Source organism: Streptococcus parasuis, assembly GCF_021654455.1.
Lineage (GTDB): Bacteria > Bacillota > Bacilli > Lactobacillales > Streptococcaceae > Streptococcus > Streptococcus parasuis.
Genome location: NZ_AP024276.1, coordinates 841,662 through 866,334 on the forward strand (window position 1 = coordinate 841,662; position 24,673 = coordinate 866,334).

Below are 24,673 nucleotides of genomic sequence, written 5' to 3' on the forward strand. Positions count from 1 at the left end.
TGTTCAGGTTAGATAAAGGAGGAAAAAGAAATGGCTAAAACCAGTTACAGTTTATCACATACCAAATGGATGTGCAAATATCACATAGTTTTCATACCTAAGTACCGTAGAATATAATCTATTGTTATCGAATGACGCATGATTATGGTATCAATCCTTGCGTTTTTACGGAAGAGTATGAGGCAACACCGGAGTTGTTGACTGAAGGAGGTTGTATGTTACAACTACGTAGAAATTTGAGAAAAAATTGGGCAGATAGAATAAATTCTGGAGAAGTGGATGCTTATGTTATGGCAGTTGCAGGGCATTCACATGATGGTGGTAAATGGAGAGATGATCAAGGTTTATTTATTTCTCCAAAATATAATCATTTAGTATTTGTTGCAAAAATATCTAAAGTTGATTCAATAAGGAATTATTTAAAATCAGACAGTTCAATCAATCGTCGGGATGCCTACACTTATAATTATTGTATCGATCATGAATGGTGGAATTCAAAAACTATGAATGATCCGATTATCATTTCGGAAAGATTTAAGTATTTTGGTAAGTCACCTTTAGAGTTGCCAAAAAACATTTTAGACTTTTTTCCAATGGGAAGTCGATCAAGGTTAGCAGGTAAACCATTTCCAAGGTGGAATACAAAAAATGGTTTTTATAATTCTAATGAAAGACCAGAAGATACAAAAGAACTTATGAATTACATCACAGAATTGTTCGGAGAAAAAAATGAAGTTGTAGATTTACCCTATCATCCGATGTATATAAAAGGAGAGAACTAAATGAAAGTTATCTTATCACGAAAGGGATTTGACAGTAAGGCAGGTGGCGTGCCTAATCCAATTTTACCCGATGGTACTCTTTTGTCTTTTCCAATTCCTGCAAAAATCGATCAACTAACGTATCAAGATTTACAATATGAAGGGGTAGCATATTCAGATATCTTAACACAGTTAAAGCCAAAAGATTTAAAAATAAGAGATTGGAATTGCCATCTGGATCCAGATATTAGACCAGAAGCACATCTAAATTTACCTCAAGATTGGATTGCAGGATTTGGACAAATTAATCAATCTCAGAGCTATCTAAGGAATCAAAATGTTGGAATTGGAGATCTTTTTCTCTTTTTCGGGTGGTTTAAACAAACGGAAGGCAATCCATGTGAAGGCACATTGCGATATGTAAAAGGTGCCCCAAATCTACACATTTTGTATGGTTATTTGCAAGTTGGTGAACTTATCTCGGAACAAGATACGTTAAAAAAAAAATATCAATGGCATCCACATGCTCATCCTGAACGTGCTAAGCAAAAGACAAATATGTTGTATTTACCAACTAAGGAATTATCTTTTGACAATTCTCGTAGTGGGTCCGGAGTATTCACATTCACTGAAAAAAGAATTCTTACGAAAGAAGGTTGTTCCAAAGCTATTTGGAATGAAGTAGAAGCTTTGCTTCCAACTAATATCAGTAAACGGGTTAAAAATTCAGCTAAGAAGGAAGGGATATATTACGCAGGACAATGGCAGGAGTTGGTTCTAAAAGAGAATGAGATTTCTGAAAACTGGGCTAAGAGTGTATTTTTAACGTGACTAGGCAATTAATAAGGCTTTTGTTTTTGAATTGAAGGATTTTGAGGAACTATCTGACTTTCGTAAAAACGACAATAAATAGTAAGGAACGAAGATAAAAATTATTGGTGGGAGTACAACTATTGTATTCCTGCCATTTTCATATTTTTGCAAGGGGGGTCATGTTAAAAGAGGTGTACCAATGATTTGTTTTTTATTAGTTCAGCTTCTTCAGCGGTGGTTCTGATCGTTATTTTTTATCTCTAACAAGGCCTGTTGGTGGTCTACCTCTTGGGCGCTTCTTTTCTTGTATTCGTTTACCTCTTATGATACAATATTTACAAGGATAGCAAGCGGAAGAAGTTCCGCCTGCTTTGTGAGGTTTAGAGATGTTTTATTATCTCCAAAATGATTTGGGCAACGATTGAAAGAATCTAGCTATTGCAGTAGCGAGTTCAATCAGTTTGAGATGGTAAACATCTCTTTTCTTTTGCCTTTTCAAGAGCCTCACCCCCTTTCCTTGTATGATATAAGGGGCGAAACAATTCATTAAAAAGGAAGAAGTACCAGTACATTCGGCGCAATTAGATATTATAGAAAAATAATTGGTAAGAATCTATTTACTTTAATAAAATAGTGGTTTTAATTATATAATGAGACGATAGAAAATAGGAGTGGTCTTTTGCATCACTCCTATTTTTGTACTAAATATGTTGTAGTTTTCTTATACGAATATCGGCAAATTAGTGGATTTTCATCTATGGTACTTACCTCAAAAATGAAGAAATGATCACCATTATCTCTGGACTTCTCCTTATTCAGGACAAAGTAATTCTTACGTGAAGTCGCCATTGTTTTGAGGATATCATCGGTCAGGAAGGTCAATGGAATATTCATGTTAGAGTAGCGGTAGAAGTCATGTTCAAAATCTTGGTAGCTCTCGCTGTAATAGTCCATTTGCAGGTGATTATGCTGAAACTCAAGCTGATTCATAAAGCACCTCCTCTACAAGTTCAATACTAACTATGTCTTTCAATTTCAAATTGATGTGACCTGTTGTAGTTTTTATCAAAATGAAATCCTTATTCAGACTTGGTATTGTCCCAGTGTAGTAAACACGCTTGTTTTTTTCAATCACTTGAATGCGCGTGTGTAGCTGCCCAGCGTATACTTGACTGAGGAGTAATAATTTCTTCTCTAGTGATAAATCTGACATGTACGTTACTTTGTTTGTATCATCGGAGAGTGCTGATGTATGCTCAGATAGGAAAAAGCCCATCCATTTTTGCATCTTAGTATCTTGGTACTCTCTTGCTGACTGAAATGGTAAGTATGAACGGTCAATCATTTTAATCCCTCTAATCCACCAGCGGAATGACCGCCGATAAGTTTACTGCGTTCAATATTTCTGGAACCTTCAGTTAGGACGGTTCCTTTTTGTATGGCTAAAAAGCCAAACTGTTCTCTGACAACATCAATTGCTGTCTGAAGTCTATTTTCTTTTTCAATTTGTTCTATATCATCAAAGAGTGATAGTAGAGTATTGTATTTATCAACCAAACGGTTTATACTATTATTAGTGTAAACTTGGAGGTGCTGTATGACTACGGCAGAAATGATTAAAAAACTGTGTGAGCAAATGAATATAAGTGTTTCCGAACTTGCTAGACGTATTGGACAGACACCACAAAATTTCAACAAGAAATTGAAACGAGAAACAGTAACCTTGGATGAGTTGAAAGCTATCGCAGACGTACTGGGTGTCAGGTTTGAGCAGGCATTTGTTTTACCTGATGGTGATGAGATAAAAATATCTAACTAATAAAGGAGACGGTCTAATATAATGATTATTCCGGAAAGTTACTATAAAGAGTATCTCAAAGGAAAGACAAAGGAAGAAATAATGACCGCCATCCGAGGACTTAAGCAAGAGATAGGACGTCTAAAAAGTACACTAGAAAATCCTGACTATGATGATAACGCAATTATTCATCCGGATAAGTTTACCTGCATTTACTGGACTTGTGGGTACTTGGAAAAAGCTAAAGAGATCTTAAGAGAGAATATGAAAGGGGCATTCAAATGAAAAAAAAGGATTTGATGCATGAAATTAAAAATCAATATACAGAAAAACAAGGGTATCACGATGTTACTCACACTCATCATCAAGGACATGAGTCAGTTTCACACGCTTCATGTATCACTGTAGTTCCGATCTTTAATCATTTAGAAGGAGAACAGATGGAGGAAATTATGAAAGTAACGAAATCGACCTCTTTTAAAAAAGGTGAAGTAATTTACCGAGAGGGAGATATATCCGACTGCTTATATATTGTAAGTAAAGGGAAAATTCGAATTTACCGTTTGTCTGAATCAGGAAAAGAACAATTAGTGAGAATATTAAATCCAGGCGATTTCACTGGAGAGCTTGCCTTGTTTCGCGAATCAATTCAGGAAGCATATGCAGAAGCAATGAGTGATACCGATGTATGTATGATTAGTAGAAATGATTTGCAAGAATTTTTATTAAAGTATCCTACTATATCTTTGAAGATTTTATCGGAATTCTCTAATCGATTAGAAACATCAGAAAAACAAACAACTAGATTTGCCACAGAGAAGGTAGATACTAGATTAGCACTGTTTCTTGCAGAATGTATGGAAAGCGGAGATGGTCCAATGGAAATTGAATTGCCAATGAGTAAAAAGGATTTAGCCTCTTATCTAGGAACTACTCCAGAAACTATTAGTAGAAAGTTAGCTGATCTTGAAAATGAAGGATATATAAAACAAAAATCAGGTAGAAAGATTGAGATTTTGGATTTAGATGGATTGTTGTTGGTATAGATGTGATCATATAAAGTACAATAGTAGAAAAAATATTAAAACATTTAAAAAAGACTAAACTTGATTTAGATCAATTTAATTTCGTTCAATATATAGTATTATTTAATCAAGATAAAGAAAAAATAAAATAAGAAAGAAGGAAAAAAATATGTCAAGACAATTAAATTTTAATCAAGTAAAGGAAACTCATTTAAAAACTTTAGCACAATATGTTCCAGTTGTAGCAAAAGTTCATGGTGAAAATCATCCAGAATTCTACCAGGTTCGTAAAGTATATGATGAACTTGTAAAGAAAACAAAAGATGCGGGAGTAGAAAAGCCGGACTTAAAAGAGGAATTTGTAAAATTACGTGAAATCACAAATAATTATACAGTTCCAGGTGATGTATGCGAAAGTTATGAAGCAGTATATAACATGTTAGCAGAATTAGATAAAGCATATGAAGCATAAAAGAAAATAAACAAAGCAATGAAAAGATATAAACAATCTAATAGGGAGGAGTATGAATATGCAAAAATTTATATTAGGAAGAAAAAACCATATTACAATAGTAAGTGCTATTTTAATAATAATTGCATTTGTCAGTAAATTAGGCTTCGAAAACGAACAAATAGCCATCTGGGCACTAGTAATTGCTTCAATTTTGGGAGTTTCACCTATTGCGATTCAAGCCTATCAAGCATTAAAAGTCAAAGTAGTTAGTATTGATGTTTTAGTTACCATTGCAGTAGTCGGAGCCTTTGTAATTAGAAACTACGAAGAATCAGCAATTGTTACATTTTTATTTCTATTTGGAGCTTATCTAGAACAAAGGACACTTAATAAAACACGTTCTGCAATTAAAGAATTAACTCAAATGGCACCAGAAAGTGCCTTAAAACAAGTGGGAAATGGTGAATTTGAAGAAGTAGAAATAGATGAAGTCGATGTAGGAGATATTTTACTTGTTAAAACGGGTGCAAAAATCCCTGTTGATGGGACAGTTTTAACAGGAGAAGGGCACATTAATGAAGCAAGTATTACAGGTGAAGCTGTTTCAGTAAGCAAAAAGAAAGATTCAGGAGTATATGCGGGAACAATTTTAGAAAATGGAACACTGCGAATCACTGCTGACCGTGTAGGTGAAGACACTACTTTTGGTAAAATCATTGAGTTAGTGGAAGAAGCACAGGATTCAAAATCAGAGGCAGAACGCTTTATTGATAGATTCTCTAAATATTATACACCAGCAGTTCTAGTTCTCTCTTTTATTGTATGGATATTTTCAAGGGATATTGAACTGGCAATTACGATATTAGTTTTAGGATGTCCAGGAGCATTGGTAATCGGTGTACCGGTTTCAAACGTCGCGGGGATTGGAAATGGAGCACGTCACGGAGTCCTTCTAAAAGGTAGTGAGGTTATTAGTGACTTTAGCAGACTAGATACCATGGTATTTGACAAAACAGGTACATTAACAATAGGAAATCCTAAAGTAGCTGATAAAGAAATTTATGCAGATAATGTATATGAAGTATTAGGGTATCTAGCAAGTGTTGAAAAGGAATCAGATCATCCATTAGCGAAAGCAGTTGTAGAATATATTGGAGATATAAAATTATATACAGTTGAAAAAACAGAGGTTGTAAAAGGTGGAGGAATTGTAGCTCATGTAGAAGGTCATAAAGTCGCCGTCGGTAATGTGGCACTAATGGAGCAAGAAAGGATTCTTTTAAGTGAAAAAGCGCGTGCAGATATTGCCAGATTTGAGAAAAATGGAAATTCACTTGTTTTAACATCAGTTGATGGTGAATTAAAAGTATTGATGGGTATTCGTGATCAAATTCGCCCGGGTGTAAAAGATGATCTTAAAAAGTTGAAAAAACTTGGTGTTAAAAATCTAGTAGTTCTTTCTGGTGATAACCAAGGAACAGTTGATGTAGTAGCACGTGAACTAGGACTTACAGAAGCTCATGGACATATGTTGCCAGAAGATAAAGCAACATATATTAAAGAGTTACAAGAAAAAGGTCAAATTGTGGCATTTGTTGGAGATGGAGTAAATGATAGTCCTTCACTAGCTCTAGCACAAATTGGAATTGCTATGGGGAATGGAACAGATGTAGCAATCGAAACTTCAGATGTTGTTTTAATGAATTCAGATTTCAGCCGCTTGCCACATGCATTAGGTTTAACAAAAGCAACCGCTAATAACATGCTTCAAAATATTATTATTGCAGTAGGGGTTGTATTAGTCCTTCTTGCCAGCGTATTCTTTAGTGAATGGATGAACATGTCAATCGGTATGTTAGTACATGAAGCAAGCATATTAGTAGTGATTTTAAATGGTATGAGACTTCTTCGCTATAAATTGAGAAAATAAATAAAATTCTTGATGTAAATCAATTTATTAAAGATAATAATAGCATATAATACAATTAACATAAACTAAAGGAGAGATGAAAAATGCAAAAAGCAACAATTCAATTAGAAACATTAACATGTCCATCATGTATGCAAAAAATAGAAAATGGAGTTAAATCATTAGATGGAGTAGACGAAAAAAGTATAAAGGTTCTATTTAATTCAAGTAAAGTAAGAGTGGAATATGATGATGAAAAAGTATCTATAAAAGATATTGAAAACACCATAGATAAATTAGGGTATGAAGTTATAAAATCTCAAGTAAAGGCTTTATAAAAAAAGAGGGAATAAGTTTGGTTTTAATGATATCAGATGCTGGTTAATGTCATCTACGGCAAAGGACACAGTTACCAAGTTATTGTTTTGTTGATATCTTCCCACACACGAAAGCCCACAGTGGATATGTTCTCACAAAGAGAATTTCTGATAAAAATATTTTGGTTACTAGTATTTGACAGCTATAACTTCCGCTCAAGCCATGTCGAAGTAGTCGGTTTGTTGTCCAAACTTCAAGTCCACCAGACAATTGATGTAGATATTAATTTGGATGAAATTAATTTTTCTCTCAAACGAGAGAATATCTTTAAATAACCCCGGTTGAGAATGCTACCTGTCTATCATTTGTTTACTTGATGATACATGGCACTGAGATATCGCAGTGCCATGTTCTGTATGATGTTTGGGCACATCAGTGCTACCTCAAAACTTCAAAGGTCAAGTTGGTCATAAGATATGACTTCGTTAACAATATTAAGCCTAATGAGGAAAACTCAGTCAAAAAATTGACGGTATTGTGGCATTCATAATAGTACTGGACCCTTGTATTCGTCTTCAAATCGATAATGGAAGTATTTATGATGAACGTGGAATTTTGAGTTTTTAGTTGAATTTAGAAGGTAAGCATGATAGAATGTATTTACAAATCATCTTTACAATGAGGTAAGAACTATGGCAAGCACACAGCCCGTCAACTTTAGAGCGGATTCAACTTTTTATAAACAAACTAAAGAAATTTTAGCAGATGAAAAGCTGACTCTGTCTGATATCTTCAATGCTGCTCTTCGTAAAATTGCGACTGGAGCGGTTGATCCCAAAGAGTTCGTTAACAGTGATTTACAAGAGACGCAGTATCAAGTTGCTTTTGAAGACTTGAAAAAGGAAATTCTAATCGGCCATCAAGAAATTGAGCAAGGTAAACTAACATCTTTGGCTGATGTGAGAAAGGAATTTGGACTTGAATAATTATAAACGATACCATGTTTCCCTTACGGATCAAGCCAAAAGGGACTTAAAAGGGATTCATGACTATATTTTACATAATTACTACAGTCAACAATCTGCCGACAGCAAAATAGACCTAATCCTAACTGCACTTGAAATTCTAGAGACCTTCCCTGAAGCTTGTCCTTTGGTGTCTAGTCGTGGTTACGGGGAATTAACAGATGATGGCAAACGGTACCGATATATGCCAATTGAGAATTATCTAGCTTTTTATTATATTGATAACCATGAAGTTTATGTTGCAAGGATTTTGAACTCTAAGCAAAATTGGGCTAAATTATTCAATAAATAACGACCATTTTTCTATGCGAAAAATAAGGAAAAGGTATCCTCAGTAGTTATAAAAAATAATATTCCCATTAATAAATTTGATGATGGTCATAGTTTATTAGATATGGATTAAGATAAAATACCGAATGTAGAACAAACAACATTGGATGATGTTGCGACTTCAGTATTACCAGGTTATCTTGATGCATATAAAGAATTAGTAAAATGAGAATACTAACTGTTGAATAGGTTATTGAATGATACAGTAGGTTTCTTCAAGTAACTAGTAGTTAGATGCTTTAGGGAAATTAGTTTAATTGTATCTTATTTATCATATACTTTTAGTATATATTTTGATTTTGAAAACTATCCGAGTATTGAAAAAATGGTAGTTAGACTTAATGAAATTAGAGTACGACAGACTGTGGCTACAATGAAGTAATTTTGGAGCTTCAGTCTTGTTTTGCTTTTAAGAAAAATCAAAAATTGATTTGTTATTTGAATCCCTAAACATAGCTAAAATATATCAGCAAACACTGAGAGCATATCTTTGCTTGTAATGGCCTATCTATTATTGGACATAAGTGATAATAAATAGCTCTATCTTATTGATTTTTTAGAGTAATTGAAAACGAGTTTATATAAACAGAAAAGCACCGGTGCATCAGGAGTCATCATTTGGATTGTATATTGACAAAATCAGCCAAAATTATTGGAGATAATTCAGATTTATTTTATTTTGATAAATTCTGGATGATACTAGGATATGATATTGCTGAGGATGATGGAGAGAAATAAAGGAGGGATATTTTGGATTTAATAGGTATGAAAGCCTTATCGTATGAGGAACTGCGGGCTTTATATAAAAATTTTCTACTTCGTCAGAAAATTTCTAAAGCGACCATCAACACTGCTTATACTGATACATTTTACCTTTGGAGAAAAGGAAGCAAAGAGCTTTTTTGGAGAACAGTGACTGCTAGCGATTTTGAAAGTGAAGCAAGGAAGACCTTAATAACAGCTCTCTCTGAGAATTCTAAAGGGAATAGTAAATTGCGGGTAAGTGGTTATCTATCTCATCTTAGGAGATTTCGTATGTTTTTGTCCTCAGAAGAATTGATTAATCCTATTGAAACTAAACACCAGGACATATCGAAGCCAAAAACAGCATGTCGTGAAATCATTTTAAATAAAATGTATGTTGGAGGCTATTTGTCTGAGGGAACTAATATAGGTCATGAAATCATTAACCTTTATAAAGCAGATGATGGAAAAAATTATATCTACCTTAACTCACAAGGAACAATAGAGTTATCTCATGGTGAAAATAGTCTTACTATTTTGTTGGTTCGCAAATTTGCCTCGAAAATATATAAAGTACTAGCTAAAGCAGAGGGGATTACGATTCTTGATTTTGCGGACAACAAACTTTCTCGAAAAGAGAGATATGAAGGACAAGTTGCATTAGGATTGACCTATGGTGGAGTGAGGCTTGTTGATTTATTTAATGAAAATTCCTTTCGTGGCAGTCTGGATAATGAAAAAAATGTATATACTACATTTATTGCTGAAAGAGTTATTAAGCCCAAAAATCAGATTTATATTACTGACGATGAATCTGTTAGCGGAGATAATACTTTTTTCATTCGTACAAATAAAGGATTTGGCAAGCAAACGTTAAGGGAATTCTTCAACGAAAATGAAAAGCCAGAATCTTTCATTGATTTGAATCAAATAATTGAAAACGAAGATTTGTGGGAAGAATCCAATACGACGCAAGTAATGTCCGAAGTAGTCGAACCTCAAACCAACCCGTACTTTAATTTCCTGAAAATAATCAGGCAAGAAGATAGTGAACTCGCTTTTTCAAATATGTTTGCTTACTTTTTTAATATCAATAGAACTGCTTTTTCTAGGTTCGCAAAAAAAGTTTTATCTATCGATATACAAACTGATTTTACAATTGAGAGAGAGAAGAAAAATATTGACCTACTCATTTGTGATAAAAATAATGCTATCGTAATCGAGAATAAAATAAAATCAAGCATTAATGGTATTAATGATAGGCATAATATATACAGCAATCTAGTCCAGTCTCAACTAAAAACATACTATCAATTTGTTACAACTGATGCTGAGTATTCTAAGAAAACGGTTAGTTGCTTTATTTTTTCGCCCAATTATAACCACATTGATTTGAGCAAGTTTTCATGCGGTGAAAAATATACTGTGGTTTATTACAGAGAAATCTATCATTTCTTTCTTGAAAATAGAGACTTGTATGACAATATTCCTTATTTTGAAGATTTTATAAATGCCCTGCAAAAGCATACAATGGACTATGATAATGAGTTGGAGGAAGAAATGCAAAGAAGATTCCAAAATACTATTTACAAAGCCAAAAAAAGAGCATCAGATGGGATTAAATAATATGTATTAAATAAAAGAGGTTGATTGAAATTGAATGCAAAAATAAAAATATATCATTTAAACAGAAGAGAAAAAATGCTAAAATAAAGTAAGTTAAGGTGTTTCTCCATCATTTAGATGGGAGGTATCGTATACTTGAAACATGCGATTGATAGGGAGTGGGAAAGACATCCATGATGGCTCCGCCCTCACCCACAGAATAATGAAAACGAACATAAAGCCCTCACTAGGTGTATAATCATAGTGAGGGCTTTGTGGTTGACGAGTTAATGATGTTAAACATCGAGGGAAAAACTGATCCACTCTACTGACGAGCACCCCAAAATATGCGATAGGCATGAGTATAAAAATACGACTAAAATTCGGTAGATAAGCTCTCTAATTTTTAGAAGGAGGGAATTATCATGGATGTTCTCTATCAATCTTGTGCAGGTATTGATGTCCATCAAGCCAATATTGTCGTTTGTATCCTACACGGATCTCTCACCTCAACTCGTCCAAAGCGTGAGATGGCTACATTTGATACAACGACTAAAGGCCTACGTACTTGCCACGATTTTCTCAGTCAATTTCATGTGGAAGCTGTTGGTATGGAAAGCACAGGTGTCTATTGGCGACCTGTCTGGCATGCTCTCTGTGATGACTTCGAGTTGATACTCGCACAACCAGCCCACATGAAGGCAATTCCAGGTCAGAAAACTGACAAGAAAGATGCTCTCTGGATTGCCAAATTAACACGGATTGGTCTACTACCTCGGAGTTTCGTTCCCGATGAAACCATTCAAGAATTGAGGGAGTTGACCAGACAACGAAAACATTATGTGGAAAGTCGTAATAAGGAGACCAATCGTATCCATAAAATTCTTCAGTCAGGTGGTATCAAGCTAACGACCTATATCGAAGATATTATGGGTGCTTCAGGTCGTAATCTCCTTCAACTACTGATTGACAAGACGCCTATCACGCCTCGCATTGTTCATCAATCAGTTTATACAAGCTTGAAGAAGGAGGTACCTCAACTTCTTAATGCTATGGATGGTTATTTCTCTGACCATCATGGCTTCATGTTAAAGCAATCCTTAGAGCTTCATGATTTTTATCAGAAGCAGATTGAAATATTGGAGGACCGAATTAATGACTATCTATCACAATACGAGAAGCAGGTAGAAATTCTGGATTCTATCCCAGGTATTGATGTCATTACAGCCTCTGTCATTATCTCTGAAGTTGGAGCTGACATGAGTCAATTTCCAACTGCTGGACATCTAGCCTCTTGGGCAGGACTCTGTCCAGGTAACAATGAGAGTGCTGGTAAGAAACGAAGTACCAAGATTCGACATGGTAATTCATATCTAAAGAAATGTTTATGCCAGGCCGCTTTCGCTATCAAAAGACAAAAAGGAAGTCCTCTAGCTGAACGATTTTATCAGATTCAAAGTCGACGTGGTTCACAAAAAGCAACAATCGCCCTCGCACATCAATTATTAAAAATAGCTTATATTCTCTTAAAAGAGCAGATAACGTATCCTGAATTTTTAGCACAGAAAAAGACTACTAGGGACGAGCTAGTAGCCTAACATAAAAAATTTTTTCGCTTTGATTATATCATAGGGAGGGAGTTTTTGCATTCTTTTGAGTTTTCGTATAAGAACTCGACTAGTTAAAAAAGAGTTCGTCAACAAGTCTTTATTTCTAGTTGTTGAGCTGAAACAGTCTATCCCCAGACTGTTTCACTCCCACCCCCGCACAGCTCAAACTGTCTGGTAGACAGTTTGAGGTTGGAGATAAAGCGAACTTTGTTCGCAACAGTCGTAATGGTCAGATTTGGAGTGTAAAACACGAACTGCTGAGATTTGCTTCGCAAATCTTATCTCCAACCTCTAACAGTCCACTGGACTGTTAAACCCAATCAACCACTGCGCTGAGATGTTGACACGAACTCTGAAGAGTGGTGCTAGGCTTTTTGCCCAGCCTCAGTCTACTATGGAAATCAATCTGGCCTATCTGTCCTGAACGAAAAATGTTTTAAAATTTTCTTATTTCAATGAAATAACTGAATATGTTTATCTAGAGTCAGTTGATTGTAGGCATTTACTTTCAAAAACAGATACTAAGTATAAACGACAAGGAGGTATACTATGCTTTATTTGTATTTAATGACAAATAAGAATGAATTGACTGAACAGTTGATTAAGGACCATGTTGAACATTTGAAGCAACTGGATGCGGAAAATAAGCTTATTCTATGTGGACCTTTTCATGATTATCCTGGTGGAATGGTTGTTTTTAACGCTGACAGTTATGACCAGGCTTTTTTGATTGCTGAAAGTGACCCGTTTATCCATTCTGGTTGTAAAACCTATGAATTAAGAAGTTTAGAAGTTGCCAACAAAGATAATCATTATCTACTTTGAGGGTGTAAAGGTATCAATAGTCAGTTTTATGGGGGGGGGGGTCAAGCAAATGTCTAGCATTTTAATTACCTCTTTCATCCGTTATTGGTCGGTGTTCCAATGCTCTCCTCTATTAACTTTTGGCAATTTAAAATCTAATACTAAAAACAAAAACCAGATATGAGTTATTGCAATATTTATATACTAAGTGATATACTATAAGTATTGGAGAAAGTAAGTGATGGAAACTTGGTTCACTCCTCATTTGCTATCCAATTTATAATATATCCTTATATGTCATTGTTTTCAAAGGATTCCTATGATTATGAAAAAGATACGAATTATTCACCTCCTTATTTTAGTTTTTGTTTTTTCTAGTATTCCAGTCCATGCTAATCAAACGAATATTGATTACCCAAGCCTTAACTTGCTTACCTTTAAAAAGGAAAAACAGCTGGTTCTTGGAGAGTTTGATAGTCTAGGTAGAGCTACATCAGCTCACATTCAGTTACAAGATAAAGATGAGCCTAAAAAACGGAGAGAACCCAAAATAAAATACAATCCTGTCGGTTGGCATAACTATAAACTAGCTTATGGGAATCAAGGCAAGAAGTCATGGTTATTTAATAGGGGACACCTGATAGGATATCAGTTTAGTGGCCTGACAGATGAGGGAAAAAATCTGGTTCCGTTGACTGCTTGGACCAATAGCGGTCATTATAAGGGGACTGATGCCAATAATAGTGAAGGAATGCTCTACTATGAGAAACGACTGGACAGTTGGCTGGCGACTCATCCCAATTTTTGGTTAGACTATCAAGTGAAACCGATTTATACTGGAAATGAATTGATACCACGTCAAGTAGTTCTTCAGTATGTTGGTCTTGATGAGTCAGGGAATCTGATCAATATTCAACTCGGCGGTTCAAAAGAATCTGTAGATAGCAATGGAATTACTACGGTCGTTTTAGAGAATTACTCTAAAAATGCCACAATTGATTACTTGAAAGGAACTGCAACACCGTCCCTGGTTCCAACTGAGGAAAGTAGTCAGTCCTCTACTTCTAGCTCTGCGGTTGAATCGCAACCAAGTGAGAGTGTAGAAGCGTCTCAACCATCCCCTCAGCTGGCAGCTGTTGTGTATATTGCAAGGAACGGAAGTGCAGATGTCTATTGGTATTCAAAAGAGAACATGCCATCTAATACTAATTTTTCAAAAGTAATAGAAATGTCAGAAGAGCAAGCAATCAGTCTAGGAAAACGTCATACGACGAAAGAATAGTTAAACTCTTGTACTGGATAGAATTTGTAAAAAGAACTAAAGATATATATAAAACGCATAAAATTGATGTGATTGAAACATGATTTTATGCGTTTTATGATGTTGAGTGTTTTGTAGTCTTATACTCTATGAAAATCAAAATCAGAATAGGCGACGTCGATGCAAATAGAACTGAAGTACATCAAATCAAGTCAAAAACGTCTGATTTTGGTTTTCGAAGACTATTATTGATTCTCAATGAGTAAGAAGATATTTATTTAAGTCGTTCCTTACTATTCCTTGACCTACAGTTCCGTTTTAAATACACTGATCATCCAGTAGAAAGATATTTGGAAGGTTATTTGAGAGAGTGTGTTTCACTCGCAAGTATCGCAGTGAATGCTATTTTTCCAAGTTTATAGGAAGGGTTGTCGATGTAATAATTTTTAAGAAATATTTATTTTTCCTAACCATACTTGCCAATCCGTAAATGATACAATAGAATAGAGATGAATCAGTGTGGAGGAACAAATTTATGATTGAAAAACGTTTTGGTAACAACAACGAACTGAGCTGGATTATTATCCATTCTGGGAGAGAAATCATTGATAAAAAGTTAGTAGATGAATATGACTTAGATAATGAATTAATTTCGTACGCTCTTGATAAAAATGAACGGGCCCATTTAGAATACAATATCAAAACTGATCGCTTATTATTGATTTTTAATCTTCTTGATATAACCAAAGAGGATAATTATTATGAAACCACTCCGATGGCCTTTATCGTGCAACAAAATCAGTTTATTACGATTTTCAATGCGAGAAATGCTTACTTGCTGGAAAAATTAGAAAACTATTTGGCTAATAATACAGTTTTGACCTGTCAACAGTTCCTATTCGCCACCTTAACGATTGCTTCCAAAGAATATTTCCCTGTTTTGGATCAATTGGATCGTGATAAAGATACGCTCAATGCTAAGTTAAGAAAGAGGACGACCAAACAACTGCTATTAGAACTGTCTGACTTAGAAACTGGGTTAGTCTATTTACTAACCGCAGGAAATCAAAATGTGCTCGTGTTGGAACAATTGCGGAACCACCCACATATTCAAAAACTTGGTAGCATTGAATTGGAAGAGCTGGACGATGCATTAATTGAAGCTCGTCAGCTAGCTGCCATGACGCAGTTGGATTCTCAGATTCTTCAACAATTGTCAGGCGCCTACAATAATATCTTGAACAATAACTTGAATGACAACCTGACTATTTTAACGATAATATCCATTTTACTCGCAGTTCTTGCTGTAATCACTGGATTCTTTGGGATGAATGTTCAGTTGCCATGGCAAAACGAGCCACAAGCGTGGATTTGGATTGTCATTCTAGCACTTGTATTATGGCTGATTATTGCTCAAGTATTGAAACTCGTCATGCGTCGACAAGGTTGAAAAAAGATTATATAGAGAGATTTGAGGGGAGACTCTCAATTTTTTTTTGTACTAAATGGTAATTGATAGGCATCAACTGTCATTCATCTTTTTCTGAACAAGGAGTAAATTAATGTCATCAAGTTGATAAAGACTTGAAAGAATCATTCAGAAAGAGGTGCTAGAGGCTTATTTGCCATGGGACAAAATCATTAAGAAAGCTTGTAAATAGAAAAGGTTCCAGAGTCGACAGGACTTTGGAGCCTTTTTCAATATACTTTGTTATTGGGCACTTACGGTACTGCTCTTCATTATTACAACACTATTAAACCGGATAATGTCAAGAAAAAATTATCTTAACTAGATAAATATGCACATCAAAAATGGAATTTACCGATAATTCAAATATGAAAAGCAAAAAACAAAAAAGCGAACGATACAGAACTTTCGGAGTAGTTTGTCCTGTACCGGTCGCAATTTTCATTTTAAGTAATCTTGATCGTAATAACTTAACCAACAAATTCGTTGATTTCTTTTTCGATATTAGCGACTTTTTCTTCTGCTTCAGCCAGTGTTTCACCGACAGTCGCGATGTAGAATTTGATTTTTGGTTCTGTTCCAGAAGGACGTACTGCAAACCATGAATCATCAGCCAAGGTATATTTCAAAACATCAGATGGAGGAGTAGTGAGTTTTTCGACATTTCCATCTTTGTCAGTCTTGGTTTGAAGGGCAAAGTCTTCAAAGACTGCGACATCTGTTGCGTTAAATTGTTCTGGTGAGTTATCACGGAATTTAGCCATGATAGCCTTGATTTGTTCTGCACCATCTTTACCAGAAAGAGTAACAGAAATGGTTTTCTCAGCAAAGTAGCCATATTCTTTGAAGATTTCATCAATACCATCAGCTAATGTCATGCCACGAGAACGATAGTATGCAGCAATCTCAGCAACGATTAAAACGGCTTGGATAGCGTCTTTATCACGTACAAATGGCTTGATGAGGTAACCAAAGCTTTCTTCAAAACCAAACATGTAAGTGTAGTTGTGTTTTTCTTCAAATTCTTGAATTTTTTCAGCAATGAATTTGAAACCTGTCAAGACGTTGAACATGGTTGCGCCGTAGCTTTCAGCAATCTTAGTAACCAACTCTGTTGATACGATTGATTTAGCAAGGGCAGCATTTGCAGGAAGTGTGCCCGCTTGTTTGTGAGCTTCTAAAATATATTTGGCGATAATAGCACCGATTTGGTTACCAGAAAGGTTCCAGTAAGAACCATCTGCTTGGCGTACTTCAACACCAACACGGTCCGCATCAGGGTCTGTTGCAAGAAGAACGTCAGCATCTACTTCGCGACCTAATTCTTCTGCCAATGCAAAAGCAGCTTGGCTTTCTGGGTTTGGAGAAGCAACAGTTGAGAAATCAGGATCTGGTGTTGCTTGAGCTTCTACGACTTGCACAGATTCAAAACCAGCTTGTGCAAGAGCACGACGAGCCAACATTTCCCCAGTACCATGAAGAGGTGTGTAGACAATCTTCATATCTTTGCCATATTCAGCAATCAATTCAGGATTGATACTCAAATCTTTTAATTCTTCAAGGTATTTTACGTCTGTTTCTTCACCAAGTACGGTGATTAAGCCATTTTCTTTACTTGCTTCAAGATCAGCCAATTCAACAGCAAATGGATTCTCAATGGCACGGATATAGTCGGTCAAAGCAGCAGCGTCTGCTGGTGGCATTTGTCCGCCGTCTTCACCATATACTTTGTAACCATTGAATTCTTTCGGGTTGTGGCTGGCAGTCACCATGATACCTGCGATAGCATTATAATGACGAACTGCAAATGAGAGTTCAGGAGTTGGGCGAAGGCTTTCAAAGACGTATGATTTGATACCATGTGCTGCCAAAACTTGAGCCGATTCAAAGGCAAATTCTGGCGAGAAGTGACGTGAATCATAAGCAATTGCAACACCACGTTTTTTAGCTTCTTCGCCTTTGGATTCTACCAACTTGGCCAAACCTTCAGTAGCTTGACGAACAACAAATACGTTAATGCGGTTAGTACCAGCACCGATATAACCACGCATACCAGCAGTACCAAATTCAAGGTTTGTGTAAAATGCATCTTCCTTTGTCTTTTCATCCATTGCAACTAATTCTTCGCGCAAATAGTCTGGTAGATCAGCAAAGTCGAGCCAAGTTTGATAGGATTCTTGATAAGTCATTGTAGTGTCTCCTTAAAAATTTTTCTATTAAACGCTTTCATTATACCATTTTTGAAAGAAAAAATCACGCTTTCACGTGATTTTCTGATATTTATTTTTGAATTTTCTGTAAAGTTGGAACAAGCGCTGCAGTTAATACAGAAGAAATAATCATTTCTGCAATTGAATTAGTACCTAAAACAGTTGCTAACATTGCTTGAATATTACCATCAAAGACAGAGGAGAAGAGGAAGAAAATACCTCCAAGTACAAAAATAGTATTAGTCATTGAACCAATTGCACCAGCAATGAACAAACCTTTGCGATTTTTTATCCATTTGTATACGAAATAAGGTGTAATTCCGATTAATATACGAGGGACAACTGCAATGATGATTGAATAAACATTACCATTTTCAACAAATGGGGAGAAAAGATAGCTAGTTGGTAGTCTGATGATAGTATTATGGGTAATACTCATCAAGCCCATGAGAGCCCCTAAACAAGCCCCAACCCGTGGGCCGTATATAATAGAAGCAATAATGACTGGGATATGTACGATGGTGGGTTTTATTGGAACAGGCAATATATTAAAAATAATTGAACTCAATATATTGATGACAATCATGACAGCAAAGAAGATTGCAATTGTAGCAATTTGATTTGATTTATTTTTTTTCATCAAGGGTGTTACTCACTTTCTCTAAAATATCAGTTACCTCAGCCAAGGCCCCAGTTCCAAAATCTCCACAAGCTAGTAGTGCTTCCCGTGGTTTGATTTCTTCAAATCCATACTCTACTAGGGTATTCAAATTTTTCTGTGTTGCAGGATTGATATACATATTTGTATTCATAGCAGGGGCAATCAATTTTGGGGTTCCAATTGGCAAAGCCAATGCTGTGGCCGTAACAATATTGTCAGCCATACCGTGGGCCAATTTTGCAATGGTATTGGCTGAAGCTGGCGCAACTAGGAATAAATCCGTTTCTTTTGCAATATCAATATGTTTAATGAGACTTGGATCTTCTTCCACCATGACATCAGTATGGACAAGATTTTTGGACAGTGATTGAAGTGTAAGTGGAGTAATGAAGTCCATAGCAGAGCGACTCATGAGCACGGTCACCTTATGGCCAAGTTTTGTTAATTGACTGGTCAAATCAGCAGCCTTATAGGCTGAAATAGAGCCTGTCACGGCAAGTGTTATATTAGCCATTTTGTTCACCTTTTTCTAGGGTATCTAAAATCAGCTGGGCAATGTCTTCCTTTGTGTTTGCCTGCAATTCTGTAGTCGGACTCACTAAAAATCCAATATGCTGATTTTCGCTGATGTCGTTCAAATCATTCGCAAGGATAAAATCAGCACCATTACGAGCAATACTCTGACGTGCCACCGCAAATAATTCTTCCTTTGGAACACCAACTAAAAGCTTAAATCCTATCAGCGTGATAGTCGGATTCCATTCCTTAACATAGGATATAACCTTGGGTGTTTTTTTCAGAAAAAGAACTTGAAACTCATCGTTGGAGGAAATCTTGCTTTCTGTATTTTGTTTATCCAGCAAGCTAGCAATGTCATCCGTATTTTTAAGTTCATCTAATCCAGTCATGTAAACAGGTGTATAGTCAGAAACAGCCATACTATGGATGAGAGCCTGGTGTGTATTGACCAAAGGTTCTAATGTAGCTTTCAAACTCTCTACATTGGTAATCTGGACAATGGTTAATCGCTCGTGAGGCGCTGGCTTTACAGCCTGCTTCGTCGTAACCAGAGTAACCTCGTGCCCTGCATCCAAGGCTTTTTCAGCAATTAATTTTCCTAAATGACCAGAGGCGTGGTTTGTTATGGCTCGGACTTGATCGATGGCTTCACTAGTCCCGCCAGAAGTAATCAATAATTTCATGTTCATATTTTACTATAATTTCTATTTTTCGTAAAGTTTTAGAGACCGTTTTCAATTAGAAAATTGCCAAATATGTCATTTATATTGGAAATAAGACTAGTAAAATACGTACGTTTTAAACCAATGATATTGAAATAATACATGATTTATGAAATCTATGCTATACTATATCTATATAAAAGGAATATAGGAGATGTTATGAAGTCAGATATCGAAATTGCACAAAGTGTAACCTTGAAACCAATCACAGAAATCGTTGAAAAAGTTGGTATCAGCTTTGATGATATTGAACTTTACGGAAAATACAAGGCAAAATTGTCTTTCGATAAAATCAATGCAGTCAAGGAAAATGCGTCTGGAAAGTTGATTTTAGTAACAGCTATCAACCCAACGCCAGCTGGTGAAGGTAAGTCGACCATTACCATCGGTTTGGCTGATGCTCTTTCTAAAATTGGAAAGAAAACCATGATTGCCCTCCGTGAGCCTTCATTGGGTCCAGTGATGGGGATCAAGGGTGGCGCTGCAGGTGGAGGTTTTGCGCAAGTCTTGCCAATGGAAGACATCAACTTGCATTTTACTGGCGATATGCATGCCATTACGACAGCAAACAATGCTCTTTCAGCCTTGATTGATAACCATCTCCATCAGGGAAATGCATTAGGTATTGACCAACGCCGTATCATCTGGAAACGCGTTGTTGATTTAAATGACCGTGCTCTTCGTAAGGTAACTGTTGGCTTGGGCGGTCCGCTCAATGGTATTCCTCGTGAAGATGGATTTGATATTACCGTAGCTTCTGAAATCATGGCAATTTTGTGTTTGGCGACAGACATTAATGACTTGAAAGAACGGTTGGCAAATATTGTTATCGGATATCGTTTCGATCGTAGTCCTGTCTACGTGCGTGATTTGGCGGTGGAAGGTGCTTTGACCCTCATATTGAAAGACGCTATCAAGCCAAACCTTGTCCAAACCATCTATGGCACGCCAGCTTTTGTTCACGGTGGACCATTTGCGAATATTGCTCATGGCTGTAACTCAGTTCTTGCAACTACAACAGCTCTGCGCTTAGCAGACTATACTGTGACTGAGGCAGGCTTCGGTGCAGACCTAGGCGCAGAAAAATTCCTAGATATCAAAGTTCCAAATCTTCCAAAAGCACCAGATGCTGTGGTAATTGTAGCGACACTTCGTGCCCTTAAAATGCATGGTGGTGTAGCTAAGTCAGATCTTTCTATTGAAAACGTAGAGGCTGTGAAAGCTGGTTTTGCGAATTTGAAACGCCACGTTGAAAATATTAAGAAATTTGGTATTCCAGCAATTGTTGCCATTAATGAATTTGTATCAGATACTGCTGATGAGATTGCAACCTTGAAAGAACTGTGTGCTGAAATCGGTGTACCAGTCGAATTGGCAAGTGTTTGGGCAAATGGTGCTGATGGTGGTGTTGAGTTGGCTGAGACAGTTGTTGCAACAATTGAAAATCAGATTGCAAACTACCAACGCCTTTACAAATCAGAAGATAGTCTAGAAGAGAAAGTGACTAAGATTGTCACAGAAATCTATGGTGGTACAGGTGTTGTCTTTGAGAAGAAAGCACGAAATCAATTGGCTGAATTTGCCAAGAATGGATGGGATCAATTGCCAGTCTGCATGGCCAAGACCCAATACAGTTTTTCAGATAATCAATTTGCACTGGGTGCTCCAACTGGATTTGAAATCACCGTTCGTGAATTTGTTCCAAAATTGGGAGCTGGCTTCATTGTTGCCTTAACTGGTGACGTTATGACCATGCCAGGCTTACCAAAGGCACCTGCCGCACTTAATATGGATGTAGCAGAAGACGGCACTGCAATTGGATTGTTCTAAGATGAAACAAAAAATCCGCTTTTTTCGCGGATTTTTTTCTATATTCATACTTTTACTTCTATACTCGAATGAAGACAGTTCAGATAAGGAACTGATACTCATTTAGAATCATAATCAGACTCGCTCCAAAGGTTCGGGGAACCTTTGGAGGTTGTAAATTGAGCGAACATAGTTCGAATCGATATGATACAGATAGAACTGAAGTTCATCAAATCAAGTCAACAACGTTTACTTTTGAATTTTGAAGAGTATGAGTTGCAGAAGTACTAAAGTAGGCCAAGCCGAAAGTGCCAATGTTTCAAAGCTAATTCAAATCTCTATATTCAGGGAGTTTATCTACCATGTGATAGGCAAGCAAACCAAGTAAGATACTCATTACTGGGAACACTGTACTGAGGATACCTGTATTGAAGGGAGAATTAAACAGGAAGTGGAGTCCCATGCTAGCAAATAGCCAACCTGCTCCTTGTGCTTTTGACATACCTGAATCTTTAGTCAATAGGGCAACTAGACCAATTGCAAAGAGCATTGTAAATACCCAATGGGTCCAACCAGCTTGACCAACGCGCTCGATGATGGTTTCGAATCCATCTAATTTACCCATGAACATATCACGGAAGGTAAACATGCAGTCCTCTATGAGTTGGAAACCAAGTCCAGCAATGATTCCGCTGACTAAAGCATGTTTTAGGGTTAGTTTTCTACAAATCAGTAAGACAAGCAAAACAACCAAACCTTTAGCAAATTCTTCAGCAAATGGAGCAGCAACTGCGGCTCCCCAATTAGCTCTAAAGGAGTCACTTACTTTGACAATTTCTAGTAAAAAGTAGCCGATTGCTACATGACCAACTTCTGAGAATGCCATACCAGCAGTTAAACCAAGTAGCCAAGATAGATTTGTAACTTTTTTGGAAATATGATAACGTTTAGCCAAGTAGCGAGTGAGAAAGAGAAGAGGGAGAAGATAAATTGCAACTAATGATATCGTTAGGAAGAAGAGAGGGTATTTATCCTCCATACCATTGGGTTTTCCAAATTCTCCGAAGACAATTTTACATCCACTGACAAATCCAATCGCTGCCAGCAAGATAGGGAAGTAGGTTTTACAAGAATGAAGTAGTTGTTTCATGTTGTGTCCTTTCTGTATTAATAAACTAATGCATGAGTACATTGTAACAAAGAAAAAAAGTTTTGTCTAGTAATTATCGGTTTTTCCGAACATTTTTTTACTATGTTCTTTCATTTTTTCACAGCGTAGCAGTTTTATGCTAAATTGATTCATTTTTGATAGACTAAGAGTAAACAGAAAAAAAGGAGCATCCTATGGAACAATATGATTTAGTAGTCATTGGTTTTGGAAAGGCTGGTAAGACCTTGGCAGGTAAGCTGTCAGCAGCTGGGAAGAAGGTTGCCTTAGTAGAGGAAAATCCTGCTATGTTTGGCGGGACTTGTATCAATATTGGCTGTATTCCAACCAAGACTCTTTTAGTTGCAGCAGATAAAAACTGGACTTTCGAGCAGGTCATGGAACAAAAAGAAACAGTCACTACTCGCTTGCGAAACAAAAACGAGGCAGTCTTGAAAGGCAGTGGTGCTAGTTTGTATCAAGGACACGCGCGTTTTGTGGCGGATAAGGTTGTGGAAGTATCAGCAGGTGAGGAATCCATCCAACTGACTGCGGAAACTATTGTCATCAATACAGGTGCTAAGTCGCGCGTGCTTCCAATTCCAGGTTTGTTGGATACAGCTCACGTTTATGATAGTACAGGCATTCAGAACTTGGAAACTCGTCCTGATAGGTTGGCTATTATCGGCGGAGGCAACATTGGACTGGAATTTGCTGGACTCTACAGCAAACTCGGTAGTCAGGTGACGGTATATGAAGCCAGCTCTGCTATTTTACCAAGAGAAGAGGAAGTAGTCGCTCAGTTAGCCAAGGAGTATATGGAAGAAGCTGGCGTGACCTTCGTTTTGGGTGCTAAAATTGAGCAAGTCGCAGCTACGGGCGAGCAGGTTGCCCTGACGGTTAATGGAGAATCGGCAGTCTTTGATGCTGTCCTCTATGCGACAGGTCGTGTGCCGAACACTGCTGACTTGGGCTTGGGAAATACGGCGATTGAGCTTCTGGAAAATGGTGCTGTTAAGGTGGATGACTACTGTGAAACCACGGTTCCAGGTGTCTACGCAGTGGGCGATGTCAATGGCGGTCCACAATTCACTTACACATCCCTAGACGACTTCCGTATCGTCTTCGGCAAGTTGACTGGGACTGGAACTTATAGCTTGAGCCAACGCAAGTCTATTCCAACCAGCGTCTTTATTACGCCTGTGCTGTCTCGTGTTGGTCTGACCGAGAAGGAAGCCAAGGAAGCAGGTTACGACTACATTGCCAATGAATTGCCTGTTGCCAATATGCCACGTGCCCATGTCAATAATGACCTCAAAGGCATTTTCAAGGTCATCGTGGATAAGGAAAGCAAGCTTATTCTAGGTGCGACTCTCTTTGGTCGCAATTCTGAGGAGCTGATTAACTTGATTGCTATGGCAATCGACAATAAGATTCCTTATACCTACTTCAAAATGCAGATTTTCACCCATCCGACTATGGCTGAGAATTTGAATGATGTCTTTAATTTTTAAATAGTCGGGTCTATTAGATACTGAACAATAAAAAAACAGATGCTCGCTGCTTGGTGAACATCTGTTTTTGTGTTGAAAATTATCTAGCAAGTAAATTAAATTTTCAGCTATTATTTACATTATGTTGTAATACGCTTGGACCAACTGAACAAAATCGTCAACTTGC

General features: G+C 36.7%; 25 protein-coding genes and 2 pseudogenes. 19 read left to right on the forward strand and 8 right to left on the reverse strand.

The features are described 5' to 3' along the window. Positions 1-30: 30 nt before the first annotated feature. From L6410_RS04275 to L6410_RS04285, 3 genes and pseudogenes are all read left to right on the forward strand, one after another. Positions 31-111 (forward strand): annotated as a pseudogene (locus tag L6410_RS04275) (IS200/IS605 family transposase); the annotation flags it as partial. A gap of 104 nt (positions 112-215) precedes the next feature. After that, positions 216-782: a hypothetical protein gene (locus L6410_RS04280; protein WP_237396297.1), complete on the forward strand. Its 567-nt coding sequence runs from the start codon at positions 216-218 to the stop codon at positions 780-782. Further along, entirely contained in the window at positions 783-1,592 is an 810-nt protein-coding gene (locus L6410_RS04285; protein ID WP_237396304.1) for an Nmad3 family putative nucleotide modification protein, read from the forward strand. Positions 1,593-2,264: 672 nt separating this feature from the next. Here the strand turns inward: L6410_RS04285 and L6410_RS04290 are convergent. The 3 genes from L6410_RS04290 to L6410_RS04300 are packed head-to-tail and all read right to left on the reverse strand — an operon-like array spanning position 2,265 to position 3,131. Next, positions 2,265-2,564, reverse strand: a complete 300-nt coding sequence (locus L6410_RS04290; RefSeq protein WP_172089190.1) for a DUF5960 family protein — start codon at positions 2,562-2,564, stop codon at positions 2,265-2,267. Further along, entirely contained in the window at positions 2,551-2,919 is a 369-nt protein-coding gene (locus L6410_RS04295; RefSeq protein WP_237396306.1) for a hypothetical protein, read from the reverse strand. The genes L6410_RS04290 and L6410_RS04295 overlap by 14 nt, the downstream gene beginning before the upstream one ends. Next, positions 2,916-3,131, reverse strand: coding sequence for a hypothetical protein (locus L6410_RS04300; RefSeq protein ID WP_237396308.1), 216 nt, complete (start codon positions 3,129-3,131; stop codon positions 2,916-2,918). The genes L6410_RS04295 and L6410_RS04300 overlap by 4 nt, the downstream gene beginning before the upstream one ends. Positions 3,132-3,171: 40 nt before the next feature. Between L6410_RS04300 and L6410_RS04305 the strand changes: the two genes are divergently transcribed. From L6410_RS04305 to L6410_RS04370, 14 genes and pseudogenes are all read left to right on the forward strand, one after another. Further along, positions 3,172-3,393 (forward strand): helix-turn-helix domain-containing protein, encoded by a 222-nt coding sequence (locus tag L6410_RS04305; protein ID WP_172089191.1) that lies wholly within the window; start codon positions 3,172-3,174, stop codon positions 3,391-3,393. Positions 3,394-3,414: 21 nt separating this feature from the next. Further along, complete coding sequence (locus L6410_RS04310; RefSeq protein ID WP_237396310.1) at positions 3,415-3,657, forward strand: hypothetical protein; 243 nt, start codon at positions 3,415-3,417, stop codon at positions 3,655-3,657. Between the two features lie 14 nt (positions 3,658-3,671). Next, positions 3,672-4,418 carry a Crp/Fnr family transcriptional regulator gene (locus tag L6410_RS04315; protein WP_419580014.1) on the forward strand — a complete coding sequence of 249 codons (747 nt, stop codon included), beginning with the start codon at positions 3,672-3,674 and terminating at the stop codon, positions 4,416-4,418. Between the two features lie 148 nt (positions 4,419-4,566). Next, positions 4,567-4,869, forward strand: coding sequence for an iron-sulfur cluster repair di-iron protein, ric (locus L6410_RS04320; RefSeq protein WP_237396314.1), 303 nt, complete (start codon positions 4,567-4,569; stop codon positions 4,867-4,869). Positions 4,870-4,927: 58 nt separating this feature from the next. Then, the gene (locus L6410_RS04325) at positions 4,928-6,781 is read left to right on the forward strand and encodes a heavy metal translocating P-type ATPase (RefSeq protein ID WP_237396316.1); all 1,854 of its coding nucleotides are present in this window, start codon (positions 4,928-4,930) and stop codon (positions 6,779-6,781) included. A gap of 83 nt (positions 6,782-6,864) precedes the next feature. Continuing rightward, complete coding sequence (locus L6410_RS04330) at positions 6,865-7,098, forward strand: heavy-metal-associated domain-containing protein (protein WP_237396317.1); 234 nt, start codon at positions 6,865-6,867, stop codon at positions 7,096-7,098. Positions 7,099-7,520: 422 nt separating this feature from the next. Further along, positions 7,521-7,705 (forward strand): annotated as a pseudogene (locus L6410_RS04335) (terminase large subunit); the annotation flags it as partial. 65 nt (positions 7,706-7,770) lie between these two features. Beyond that, positions 7,771-8,064, forward strand: a complete 294-nt coding sequence (gene relB, locus L6410_RS04340; RefSeq protein ID WP_024392798.1) for a type II toxin-antitoxin system RelB/ParD family antitoxin — start codon at positions 7,771-7,773, stop codon at positions 8,062-8,064. Further along, the gene (locus L6410_RS04345) at positions 8,057-8,395 is read left to right on the forward strand and encodes a type II toxin-antitoxin system RelE/ParE family toxin (protein WP_237396320.1); all 339 of its coding nucleotides are present in this window, start codon (positions 8,057-8,059) and stop codon (positions 8,393-8,395) included. Before relB ends, L6410_RS04345 begins: the two co-directional genes overlap by 8 nt. 788 nt (positions 8,396-9,183) lie before the next feature. Further along, complete coding sequence (locus L6410_RS04350) at positions 9,184-10,803, forward strand: PD-(D/E)XK nuclease family protein (protein ID WP_237396331.1); 1,620 nt, start codon at positions 9,184-9,186, stop codon at positions 10,801-10,803. A gap of 404 nt (positions 10,804-11,207) precedes the next feature. After that, on the forward strand, positions 11,208-12,380 hold the full coding sequence (locus L6410_RS04355; protein WP_237395142.1) for an IS110 family RNA-guided transposase: 1,173 nt from the start codon (positions 11,208-11,210) through the stop codon (positions 12,378-12,380). Between the two features lie 561 nt (positions 12,381-12,941). Beyond that, positions 12,942-13,217 carry a YciI family protein gene (locus tag L6410_RS04360; RefSeq protein WP_172006647.1) on the forward strand — a complete coding sequence of 92 codons (276 nt, stop codon included), beginning with the start codon at positions 12,942-12,944 and terminating at the stop codon, positions 13,215-13,217. A 298-nt stretch (positions 13,218-13,515) separates the two neighbouring features. Next, on the forward strand, positions 13,516-14,478 hold the full coding sequence (locus tag L6410_RS04365) for a DNA/RNA non-specific endonuclease (protein WP_237396333.1): 963 nt from the start codon (positions 13,516-13,518) through the stop codon (positions 14,476-14,478). Between the two features lie 514 nt (positions 14,479-14,992). After that, positions 14,993-15,907, forward strand: a complete 915-nt coding sequence (locus tag L6410_RS04370) for a magnesium transporter CorA family protein (RefSeq protein ID WP_172089199.1) — start codon at positions 14,993-14,995, stop codon at positions 15,905-15,907. Positions 15,908-16,395: 488 nt separating this feature from the next. Here the strand turns inward: L6410_RS04370 and L6410_RS04375 are convergent, their stop codons facing one another. From L6410_RS04375 to L6410_RS04390, 4 genes are all read right to left on the reverse strand, one after another. Beyond that, a complete protein-coding gene (locus L6410_RS04375) occupies positions 16,396-18,114 on the reverse strand; it encodes a phospho-sugar mutase (protein WP_237396335.1) in 1,719 nt (572 codons plus the stop codon). A 91-nt stretch (positions 18,115-18,205) separates the two neighbouring features. Further along, a complete protein-coding gene (locus L6410_RS04380) occupies positions 18,206-18,775 on the reverse strand; it encodes an ECF transporter S component (RefSeq protein ID WP_024397095.1) in 570 nt (189 codons plus the stop codon). Further along, a complete protein-coding gene (coaC, locus tag L6410_RS04385; protein WP_024397096.1) occupies positions 18,762-19,310 on the reverse strand; it encodes a phosphopantothenoylcysteine decarboxylase in 549 nt (182 codons plus the stop codon). Before coaC ends, L6410_RS04380 begins: the two co-directional genes overlap by 14 nt. Beyond that, positions 19,303-19,998 carry a phosphopantothenate--cysteine ligase gene (locus L6410_RS04390; protein WP_172089202.1) on the reverse strand — a complete coding sequence of 232 codons (696 nt, stop codon included), beginning with the start codon at positions 19,996-19,998 and terminating at the stop codon, positions 19,303-19,305. The genes coaC and L6410_RS04390 overlap by 8 nt, the downstream gene beginning before the upstream one ends. Before the next feature lie 198 nt (positions 19,999-20,196). On the opposite strand from L6410_RS04390, the gene L6410_RS04395 reads away from it, so the two are divergent. Continuing rightward, on the forward strand, positions 20,197-21,867 hold the full coding sequence (locus L6410_RS04395) for a formate--tetrahydrofolate ligase (protein ID WP_172054982.1): 1,671 nt from the start codon (positions 20,197-20,199) through the stop codon (positions 21,865-21,867). Between the two features lie 304 nt (positions 21,868-22,171). Here L6410_RS04395 and L6410_RS04400 read toward each other — a convergent pair whose 3' ends face one another. Then, complete coding sequence (locus L6410_RS04400; RefSeq protein ID WP_237396338.1) at positions 22,172-22,996, reverse strand: PrsW family glutamic-type intramembrane protease; 825 nt, start codon at positions 22,994-22,996, stop codon at positions 22,172-22,174. Positions 22,997-23,190: 194 nt separating this feature from the next. On the opposite strand from L6410_RS04400, the gene L6410_RS04405 reads away from it, so the two are divergent. Next, a complete protein-coding gene (locus L6410_RS04405) occupies positions 23,191-24,507 on the forward strand; it encodes an FAD-containing oxidoreductase (protein WP_237396340.1) in 1,317 nt (438 codons plus the stop codon). Positions 24,508-24,673: the final 166 nt, after the last annotated feature.